Genomic DNA, 10,232 nt, shown 5'->3' with positions numbered 1-10,232 from the left:
CTGGCGGGCGTGCTGTGGCAGTCGCCGGGCGGGCGGTGGTACGTCCTGGCGGCGGGCAGCGAGCAGTTCGCGTCGCTGTCCACGTCGGGCGGGGTGACGGGTGCCGCCGAGGGGCGGCTGCTGGCGGTCCCCGCGGCCGAGGGCGTCCGGCCGCGGCTCGACGGACGGCTGAAGGACGGCAGCCGGGCCGGCGCGCTGCACTGAACCGCCGCCGGACGCCGTGTGCGCGGACTGCGCTCCGCACCGCGGTTCCGGGTGCCGGACCTCGGGTCCGCCCGGACCCACCGGTCGGTACGCTGAGGGCCATGACGACCGGGGTGCGGCGCAGGATGGGCGTCGAGGAGCGCAGGCGGCAGCTGATCGGCGTCGCGCTGGAGTTGTTCAGCCGCCGGGCGCCGGACGAGGTGTCGATCGATGAGATAGCGGCGGCGGCCGGGATCTCGCGGCCCCTGGTCTACCACTACTTCCCGGGCAAACAGAGCCTGTACGAGGCGGCGTTGCGCCGGGCGGCCGACGAGCTGGCGGCCAGGTTCCTGGAGCCGCGCGAAGGGCCGCTCGGCGCCCGGCTGCTGCGGGTGATGGGCCGGTTCTTCGACTTCGTGGACGAGCACGGGCCCGGGTTCGCCGCACTGATGCGGGGCGGTCCCGCGGTGGGCTCGTCCACGGCGAACGCCATGGTCGACGGGGTGCGCCAGGCCGCCTGCGAGCAGATCGTGGCCCATCTGGACGTCGGGGAGCCCCCGGCCCGGCTGGAGTTGGTCGTACGGTCCTGGGTGTCGCTCGCCGAGTCGACGGCGCTGCTCTGGCTGGACGGGCGGCGGGTGCCCCGGGCGGAGCTGGAGTTGCAGCTCGTCCACGACTTCGCGGCGCTGGCCGCCGTGAGCGCGGCGTACGACGAGGAGATGGCGGGGATCGTGCTGCGGGTGCTGGCGCAGGAGCCGGCGGACGGGCCGTTCGGGGACCTCCTGGCCCGGCTCTCCGCCCTCGCGCCCGCCGTGCCGGCGGTGCCCGCGCAGCGGCTGCCGTAGGGCGGCACGCGAGGGGGCCGCACGCCGCCCCCGGGGGTCAGCGGCGTACGGACACGAACGGCTGGGGCTCCGCGCCCTCGGCGGTCGACGTGCCGACCACCGTGAGCCCCGCCTGACCGCCGACCACACCACTCGCCATGTTCTCCACGGGGACCGAGGCGTCCGTCACCGCGGGCTGCGGAAGGGCCAGGTCCTTCCAGCGGCCCCCGGCCGCGCCGGTGGCGTCCGGGTCCAGTGGGCTCCAGGCCCAGGCCAGCGCCTCCCGCCGGTCCCCGAGCGTCTGGCCCACGACGGCTACGGCGCCTCCGGGCCGTGCGGTGAGGCCGAAGAGGCGCGCGGGCACGTCGGGTACCGCGACCCTGTGCCAGCCCTTGCCGTCGTGGCGGGCGACCAGGGCCCGGGTGGACCCGTCCTCGGGGGACCAGTCCTCGCCGACCACCCACACCTCGCCGTCCTCGGTGACGGCCAGCTTCGCGGCATGGCCGGGGATGTCCGTGACCCCGGGGGCGTCGACGCGCCGCCAGGAGGAGCCGTCGTAGTGCATCAGGAGCGGGCTGCCGCTGTCACCGTCGTAACCGGCCGCCCAGACGTCGTCGTCGGCGATCGCCTGGATGCCGTTCAGGTACCAGTAGTCGCCGGGCAGTTCGGGGAGCGGCACGTCGCGCCAGGCCGTACCGTCGAAGTGCCGGACGATTCCGGCGGTCCGGGACTCGATGATCCAGCTGCCCTTCTCCGCGTTCCAGGTGCGGGAGACCTCGATCTGCGCGAAGCCCGCGGCCCAGGCGCCTCCCGGACGCGCGTCGACGGCCACCAGGGACCCGGCCTCCGTCTTCTCCGCCAGATCCACCGGCACGACCTGCCAGCGCGTGCCGTCGAAGTGCTGCGTGTAGACCCGCCCGTCGAGGGCGGAGGCGTCGTCGCCCACGAGCCACACATCGCGGGCGCCGTTCGCGTCCACGGCGTTGACCCGGCTGCTGACCTCGCCCGCCGCCGCGGTGGCCGACGCCAGCGGTGTCCACGCCGCGCCGGGCGCGGACCGTTCGGCCACGACCGGCTGGAAGCGGGTGGCCTTCCCCTCCCTGCGCACGGTGAATCCGGCCGCCCAGGTCCTCCCCCGCCCCATGCTCACCACGTCGACGAGGTTGGCGTCGGCGTACGGCGCCGCCTCGGCCGTCCAGGTGCGTACGGAGGTGCGGGGCCCGTCCAGCGCGGAGGCGGGCAGGGGGGTGGACAGGACGGCGGCCAGGGCGGCCGTGGCCACGGCGGCGCGAAGCGGTGAGCGACGGCGGCTGGACTTCAGCACGGATGGTTCCTTCCGGAGACGGTCTCACCCGGTAAGTGCCATGGCCCGCACGCCCGGTTGCACCCGGGCCGCGTCAGACCTTGCGGTAGGAGGGGTCGAGGTCCCGGGCCTCGGCCGAGAGGTGCAGGGCCGTGCTGTTGATCGAGCCGAGGTGCGCGGTCAGCAGTGCCAGGACGGCCTCGGTGAGCCGGGCCTTGGTCTCCGGGGTGCGGCCGGGCAGCAGCGAGATGTCCACGTGCACGAGCGCGTCGCCGGCCGGCGCGTCCGCGACCACGGTCTCCTCGGCCCGGCGGAACCGGGTCTTGCAGGCGGCGATCTTGGTGTCGACGGTCGCGGCCACGACCGGGTGCAGCGCGAGGGCGAACGCGGGGCGGTCGAAGGCTTCGGCGAGTTCGGCGGAGTAGTCGACGGTGATCTGCGGCATGGCGGTCTCCAGGTCGGGCGGGGGGGCGGACGCCGCCCAGCCTTCCCCGTACCGGCGGAGGCGCACAACACCGATTCACTATGTGAACCGGTGGCCCGAGCCGTTACGTCAGCAACTCCCCGTGGAGCGCCAGCGCGAGACCCGCCTCCGCGCTGTCCGCCCGGCCCTGCTCGAACGCGCGCCGGTACGCCGCGTCGCCGACCGCCTCCCGGGCGCGCCGCTCGCAGGTCTCGCGGACCGGGCCGAGCTCGGGGGTGCCGCGCTGGGGGTGGCCGACCATGCGCCAGTAGACCTGTCCGGTGCCGTAGACCCGGGCGGCCCTGGCACCCTCGCCCTGGGCGGCGATGGCGGCGGCCAGGATGTCCAGGCCGAGCGCGATGCCGAAGCGGTCGCGGAGCCGGTGCTTGCCGGCGAGCATGGCCCGGGCGTGCGCGGCGGCGGGTGCGGCGCGGCCCTGGAGGAGGGCGATCAGGGCGAGCTGGTAGTCCACGTAGGACCGGGTCCAGCACTCGTCCTGGGCTTCGCAGGCCGCCCGCAGCACGACGGCGGCCGACGCGGCCTCCTCCAGCCGGCCGAGCCCGGTGAGGGCGAAGACGGTGATGAGGTGGCAGCGCAGCCGGTAGGCCGCTTCGAGGCGGGTGCCGGAGGCGGTGGTCCGGAGCACCCGCTGCGCCTCGCGGAGGCCCTTGCCGGGTTCGCCGGTCATCAGGTGGGTGAGTCCACGCAGGTACGCGGCGGCGAGGACGCCCTCGTCGGTGCCGTCGGCGGCGGCCGCGCGGACGCACTCGCGGCCGATGCGTTCGGCGGCCGGGTAGTCGCCCTGGAGCAGGACGCAGATGCCGAGCACCCACAGCACCCGGGTGCGGTGGGGTCCGCCGGCCGGTCCGGTGTCCAGGGCGCGCTGGGCGTAGCCCCGGGTCTGCGGGAGGTGGCCGCAGCAGCACCAGAAGAAGCCGATGCGGCCGGCCATCTCCTGGGCGGCGGCGGTGTCGTGCGCGAGGAGGTGGTCGAGTGCGGCGCACAGGTCGGCGTGCGCGTCGGCGATGCGGTGGTACCAGAGGATCTGGTCGTCGCCGGTCCAGCCGGCGTGGGCGTTCCGGGCGAGGCGCAGGAAGCAGGCGGCGTGCCGGTCGGCGGCGGACCGTTCCTCGCCCAGCTCCGCGAGCCACATCCGGCCGTACTCGCGCAGGGTGTCGAGCATGCGGTGGCGGGTGCCCTCGCGGGTGACGACGGACTTGACGGCCAGGCCGCGCAGGGCGGTGCGGACGCCGTCCCCGGTGAGCGGGCCGCCGGCGCAGACGGTGACGGCGGTGTCCTCGTCGAAGTCACCGCGGAGCACGGTGAGCCGGGCCCACAGGAGCCGTTCGAGCGGGGTGCACAGCTCGTGGGACCAGCCGATGGTGGTGCGCAGGGTGCGGTGGCGGACCGGGCGGAGGGTGGCGTCGGCGAAGGCGTCGAGCCGGGTGCCGAGGCGCTGGGCGATCTCCTGCACGCTCTGCCGGCCGACCGCTGCGGCGGCGAGCTCGATGGCGAGCGGGATGCCGTCGAGGCGGCGGCAGATGTCGGCGGCGGCCTCGGCGGTGCCGGGTTCCCGGAAGGGCGTGGCGGGGGCGGCGGCCGTGGCCCGTTCCCGGAAGAGGGTGAGCGCGTCGGCGGCGCCGTCGACGGGCAGCGGGTCGACCTCGACGAGCTGTTCGCCCCGGAGGTCCAGGGGCTGGCGGCTGGTGGCGAGGACGGTGAGTCCCGGCGAGGTGGTCAGGATCTCGCCGAGGAGGTGAGCGCAGGCCGGGCGCAGGTGCTCGCAGGAGTCCAGGACGAGCAGGAGCTGTTTGTCGGCGAGCCATTCGCACAGCACGTCGATGGGCGGGCGCAGGGTGTGGTCGCTGAGGCCGACCGCATCGGAGACGGTGGCGAGGAGGAGTTCGTCGTCGTGCAGGGGGGCGAGGTCCGCCCACCGGACGCCGTCGCGGTATCCGGGTGCGGCGCGGCGGGCGGCGCGGAGCGCGAGCCGGGTCTTTCCCACGCCTCCGGTGCCGGTGAGGGTGGTCAGCCGGCCGGTGGCGAGGGCGTGTTCGAGCCCGGTGAGCTCGGCCGTCCGTCCGACAAAGCTGGTGGTCTCCTCGGGGAGGTTGCTGGCCATCGTCACCGTCGCTGCACAGGTGGAGTGAAAGGCGTGCCCGGGGGTGCGTGGAGCTGCACCCCCGGGCGGGTGCCCATACGGTAGTCCTGTGACGGTCAGCGCAGGGTGAACACCGCCACTGTGCGTCCCGGAACGGTGAAGCTGCCCGAACTCCGCTCGTACGAGGACTTCTTGACGGTAGAATCCGCGCCCTTCGCCTGCACGGGGTGCAGGGTGTAGTCCTGGCCGGCGAGCGCGGCGACCTTCTGGGTGGTGGTGCCGGGCGCGGCGTTGAAGACGACGACGAGCTTGCCGAGGCGCATGGTGATCACGCCGGGGGTCTCGTCCTCGCCGGACAGCGGGAAGGAGAGCCGGGACTGCACCTGCGCGGCGGACGTCAGGTCGAAGTCCCTCTCCGTGGTGCGGAGGGTGAGCAGGTCGCGGTACGCGGCCGAGGCGCCGTCGATCTGCGCGCAGCCCGGACTGACGGTGTCATTGGTCAGCAGGGGCTTCGCGTAGGGCCACTTGGCCTCGTTGTCCGCGGCCGGCGGCAGTCCGCGCCCGAAGCCGTTGCCGGCCCGGCAGTCCCAGTGCAGGGCGTTGAACCAGTCCCCGCTGTCGAAGGAGTTGCGGTCCAGCGACTTGGAGCGCAGCAGGTCCGTGCCGGCCTGGGAGAGCGCGGGGCCCTGCGAGAGGGTCGCCGTCGCCATGGCCAGGACCTGCATGCGGGCCCGATCGGCGGCCGGGGTGCCGGCCGGAAGCTTGAACGCGAGCGCGTCGTACAGGGTCTCGTTGTCGTGGGCGTCGGCGTAGGCGAGGGCGTCACCGGGTGCGGCGGCGTACCCGGCCGGGGCGCCGTTGTAGTCGACGCCGGACCCCTTGACGGTGTTCCCGGAGGTGTCGGTGAAGGTGTAGTCGGCGAGGTTTCCGGTGAGGCCGACCTTGATCAGGTCCTGGTAGTGCAGCAGGCGGGCCTTCTGCTCGGCCCGCGTGCCGTTGGCGGTGGAGGTGTTGGGGTCGGTGTAGAGGCCGGTGGCGAAGCCCTGGACGCCGGGGTCCTCGTCGAACGGGGAACCGCCGCGTACGGCGTCGCGGGCCCGGTCGGAGAAGGTGGCGATGCCGGTGCCGGCCATGTTCTTCTGGGTGGCCTGGACGAAGCGGGCGTCGTCGGCGATCTCGCCGAAGTTCCAGCCCTCCCCGTACAGGATGATCTTCTTGCCGTCCACGCCGTCCTTGGCCACGGTCAGCCCGTCGAGAGCCTTGCGGACGGCCAGGATGTTGGCCTTGGGGTGGTGGCCCATCAGGTCGAAGCGGAACCCGTCGACCTTGTACTCCCTGGCCCAGGTGACGACCGAGTCCACGACGAGCTTGCCCATCATGGTGTTCTCGGGGGCGGTGTTGGCGCAGCAGGTGGAGGTGGCGACGGTGCCGTCCTCCAGGAGCCGCTGGTAGTAGCCGGGCACGATCCGGTCGAGGACGGACTTGCCGTCCTGGCCGGAGGCGACGGTGTGGTTGTAGACGACGTCCATGACGGTGCGCAGTCCGGCGCCGTTGAGGCCCTGGACCATCTGCCGGAACTCGACCGTGCGCTTCGTGCCGTCCGGGTCGGAGGCGTAGCTGCCCTCGGGGACGGTGTAGTGCAGCGGGTCGTAGCCCCAGTTGAAGGCGTCCTTCGCGGCGGCCTTCGCCACGCACGCCTGCTGTTCGGCGGAGTCGGGGGCGTAGACGGACAGGTCGCAGGCGGGCTTCTGCTGGTCCTTCTTCCTCTCGGGGATGGTGCCGATGTCGAAGGCGGGCAGCAGGTGCACGTAGCTGGTGCCGGCGTCGGCGAGCTGCTTGAGGTGCTTCATCCCGTCGGAGCGGGTGTCGGTGAAGGCCAGGTACTCGCCGGGGTGCTTCGAGGTGGGGTCCGCGAGGGAGAAGTCGCGGATCTGGAGCTCCTGGATCTGCGCGTCGCGCAGCGGTACGGCGGCGGGCTTGCGGAGCGTGTCCCAGCCCTTGGGGGCGAGCTTCCGGTCCTCCAGGTCGACGACGAGGCTGCGGGCGGAGTCGGTGGTCAGGGCGGTGGAGTAGGGGTCGGTGACCTTGTTGGTGACGAGCTTCTGGACGGTGGGCGCCCAGACGTCCACGACGTACCGGTAGGGCTTGCCCTGCCAGTTCTTCCTGCCGGTGACGGACCAGACGCCGGTGCGGTCGTCGCGCCGCATGGGCACGGTCTTCCCGTCGAGTTCGAGCGCGACGGTACGCGCGGTGGGAGCCCACACGGAGAGGGTGGGGGTGCCGTGGCGGAAGACCGGGCCGAGTGCGGCCCCGCTCGCCTTCGCGCCGTAGAGGTCGTCGAGCACTCCGGCGCTCTGCACCCCGGTGGCGGCGAGCAGGGCCCCGTTGGCGGCGCGCTGGGTGGCGATGAGCTGGCCGCGCAGCGCCTCACGGACGCGGTCGCGGTCCCGGGCGTCGACGGTGAAGGCGGGGTAGTCCTTGAGGTGCGGGTACTTCGCCTTCTGGGCGTCGGTCAGCGCGGACGGGGTGAGGCGCAGCCACTGGCCCTCGTCGCTGAGGGCGCCGTCCCGCACGGTGATGCCGCCGTTCTTCGCGTACACGAGCTGCTGGCTGGTGGCCTCGGTGGCCTTCACCTTCCAGACGACGGTGCCGGCGTCGATCCACTGCGCCTCGGCCTTGGTGAGGTCGGGCGTCGGGACGCCTCCGGCCTGCGGGAGCAGGTAGCCGGCCCGGCCGCCGAGCAGCCACACCTCGTGGCCGTACGTGGCGAGGTCGAGGGCCTGGTCGCTGGGGAGGTCCTTCTCGTCGCCCCGGTGCAGGATGTAGCTGAGCGAGGTGGCCCCGTCGGTGAGCGGGACCTCGAAGGTGAGCCCGGAGGCGTCCTTCTTCACGGGCTGGAGCGGCTTGGCCCAGTCCGTGGGTTCCTTGGCGCCGGTCCAGGTGTGCAGCCCCCAGCCGTCGTAGTCGCCGTCGGCGCGGTAGTAGTGCAGGACGGCCTTGGTCTTGTCCTGCTCCGGGCGGGCCCCCTCCGGCGCGGTGTCGGCCTGGCCGTCCTCGCCCTGCGCGATCCACACCTCACCGGTCCTGGCGAGGTCCACGGTGCGCTCGGGCCCCTCGGCGGTGCCGTCCTTCTCGACGGTGTACGGGACGGTGGCGGCGCCCTCGGGCACCTCGACCCACGCGAACGCGCCGTACGCGTCGCGCCCGGCGAAGGCGGCGGTGGTCCCGCCGGACTTCAGCTGCCAGCCGTCGTAGTCGCCGTCGGCGCGCTTGTAGTGGACGACCGCGTAGTCCCGCTCGACGGCGACGGGCTTGGCGGGGGCGGGCGCCTGTCCGGCGGTGGACGAGGCGGTGGCGCTCGCGGTACGGCCGGCGCGGTCCACCACGACGGCCTTGTAGCGCAGGGGCGTTCCGGCGGCGGTCTTGTCGCTCAGCGTCTGGGTGACCTTGTACGGGGCGTGGTCGGCGGTGCCGAGGGTGGTCCACGTGCCGTTGCCGGTCTGGGCGGCGAAGACGACCCGGTTGAGCGAGCCGCCGTCCACGTCGGCGGTCAGCTCGACGGTGCCGGTGGCGCCGGCGGCGGGGGCCTTCAGGGTGACGGAGGGCTTGGCCGCCGGGGCCGCGAGGGGCTTCGCGGCGCGGAGCACGGTGCTCGACAGGGCCGGGACGGTGACCGTGATCTTCTTGTCGGCGCCGCTGCGGACCGTGCCGGAACCGCCGTACACGGTGCGGAAGTCCATGCGGGCGGAGTCGGTGGGCAGCTCGACGGTCTTCGCGGTGGCGCCGTTGTTGACGGCGACCACGTACTCGTCGCCGCGCCTGGCGTCCGTACGCGAGAAGGCGTACACGGAGCCGTCCGCGTACCGCTCGGTCTGGACGCCGTCGCGGAGCGCCGGGTTGTCCCGGGTCAGCTTCGAGAGGGCGGCGATGGAGCGGTAGAGCGGGTGGGTCTCGTCGTACGCGTCGGAGGCGTGGGTGCGGTCGGTGCCCAGCTCGTCGTCGTCCAGGTAGTCGGCGGCCTTCGAGGCGAACATCGTCTGGCGGGCGTCCTTGTCGCCGCCGGCGCCCGTGAAGCCCTGCTCGTCGCCGTAGTAGACGACGGGGTTGCCCCGGCTGAGGAACATCAGCTCGTTGGCGAGCTCCGCGCGCTTCACCAGCTCCGCGTCACCGGCCTTCGGGTTGTCCTGCTTGAGGAAGGTCCCGATGCGGCCCATGTCGTGGTTGCCGAGGAAGGTCACCTGCTCGTAGGCGTTGGCCTTGTCGGTGGTGTACCGGTAGTCGTCGCCGAAGACGGCGGCGAGCTTCGAGGCCGGGGCGCCCTGCGAGGCGTACTGGCGGGCCGCCTCCTGGAAGGGGAAGTCGAGCGTGGCGTCCAGCCGTCCCCGCGTGACGTACGGCGAGGTGACGGCGGTGTCCGAGGAGTAGACCTCGCCGAACATGAAGAAGTCCTCGCGCCCGCGCTTGGCCGCGTACGCGTCGAGCGCGGTGGCCCACTGGGTCCAGAAGTCCATGTCGACGTGTTTGACGGTGTCGATCCGGAACCCGTCGATGTCGAAGTCGCGGACCCACTTCTCGTAGATCTTCTCCATGCCGGAGACGACCTCGGGCCGCTCGGTCCACAGGTCGTCCAGACCGGAGAAGTCGCCGTAGGTGGTGGACTCGCCGGCGTACGTCGAGTCGCCCCGGTTGTGGTACATCGTCGGGTCGTTGAGCCAGGACGGCGTCTTGCCGCCGCCGCTCACCGGCTTGTACGGGAAGGAGCCGGCGTCCACCTTCGCCATGCCGGCGGCGTCGTCGAAGGGACGGCCTTCGCGGTCGAGGTAGGGGTAGGCGCCCTTGGACCGGTAGCCGTAGGTCTTCTCGGCGTAGTCGACGGTGTCGGCGGTGTGGTTGGTGATGACGTCGAAGAAGACCTTCATGCCCTTGCGGTGGGCCTTGTCGATCAGCTTCGTCAGGTCGGCGTTGGTGCCGAAGTGCGGGTCGACCTGGGTGAAGTCGGTGATCCAGTAGCCGTGGTAGCCGGCCGACGCGTCCTTGCCGGTGCCCTGGACGGGCCGGTTCTTGAAGATCGGCGCGAGCCAGATGGCGGTGGTGCCGAGCCCCTTGATGTAGTCGAGCCGGTCGGTCAGCCCCTTGAGGTCGCCGCCCTGGTAGAACCCCTTGTCAGTGGGGTCGTATCCGGTCTCCAGGCGCGAACCGGTGAGCCCGCCGCGGTCGTTGCGGGTGTCCCCGTTCGCGAACCGGTCGGGCATCACGAAGTAGAACTGCTCGCGGGTCAGGTCGTGCCGGGTGGCCTGGGCGGCCAGCTTGGCGTCCGAGGGCGCGGCGGGCGGCCGGGCCGCGGCGGCGGGCAGCGCG

5 protein-coding genes and 1 pseudogene are annotated in these 10,232 nt (G+C 73.1%); 2 read left to right on the top strand and 4 right to left on the bottom strand.

Going from position 1 to position 10,232, the window contains the following annotated elements; translation table 11 throughout:
* Window positions 1-204, top strand: a pseudogene (locus G3I41_RS35240) (hypothetical protein); the annotation flags it as partial.
* 101 nt (window positions 205-305) lie between these two features.
* Complete coding sequence (locus tag G3I41_RS35235) at window positions 306-1,028, top strand: TetR/AcrR family transcriptional regulator (protein ID WP_164404589.1); 723 nt, start codon at window positions 306-308, stop codon at window positions 1,026-1,028.
* 37 nt (window positions 1,029-1,065) lie between these two features.
* Here the strand turns inward: G3I41_RS35235 and G3I41_RS35230 are convergent, their stop codons facing one another.
* The 4 genes from G3I41_RS35230 to pulA all read right to left on the bottom strand — a co-directional run bounded on the left by G3I41_RS35230 (window position 1,066) and on the right by pulA (window position 10,228).
* A complete protein-coding gene (locus tag G3I41_RS35230) occupies window positions 1,066-2,331 on the bottom strand; it encodes a hypothetical protein (protein WP_164404588.1) in 1,266 nt (421 codons plus the stop codon).
* 73 nt (window positions 2,332-2,404) lie between these two features.
* Complete coding sequence (locus G3I41_RS35225) at window positions 2,405-2,755, bottom strand: 5-carboxymethyl-2-hydroxymuconate Delta-isomerase (RefSeq protein ID WP_164404587.1); 351 nt, start codon at window positions 2,753-2,755, stop codon at window positions 2,405-2,407.
* A 103-nt stretch (window positions 2,756-2,858) separates the two neighbouring features.
* Window positions 2,859-4,895: a regulator gene (locus G3I41_RS35220; RefSeq protein ID WP_164404586.1), complete on the bottom strand. Its 2,037-nt coding sequence runs from the start codon at window positions 4,893-4,895 to the stop codon at window positions 2,859-2,861.
* 95 nt (window positions 4,896-4,990) lie between these two features.
* Window positions 4,991-10,228, bottom strand: coding sequence for a pullulanase-type alpha-1,6-glucosidase (gene pulA / locus G3I41_RS35215; RefSeq protein ID WP_164404590.1), 5,238 nt, complete (start codon window positions 10,226-10,228; stop codon window positions 4,991-4,993).
* Window positions 10,229-10,232: the final 4 nt, after the last annotated feature.

The organism is Streptomyces sp. SID9727, assembly GCF_010550605.1.
Classification (GTDB): domain Bacteria; phylum Actinomycetota; class Actinomycetes; order Streptomycetales; family Streptomycetaceae; genus Streptomyces.
The sequence above is the reverse complement of the archived record's forward strand: the minus strand, read 5'-3'. Positions and strand labels throughout refer to the sequence as shown.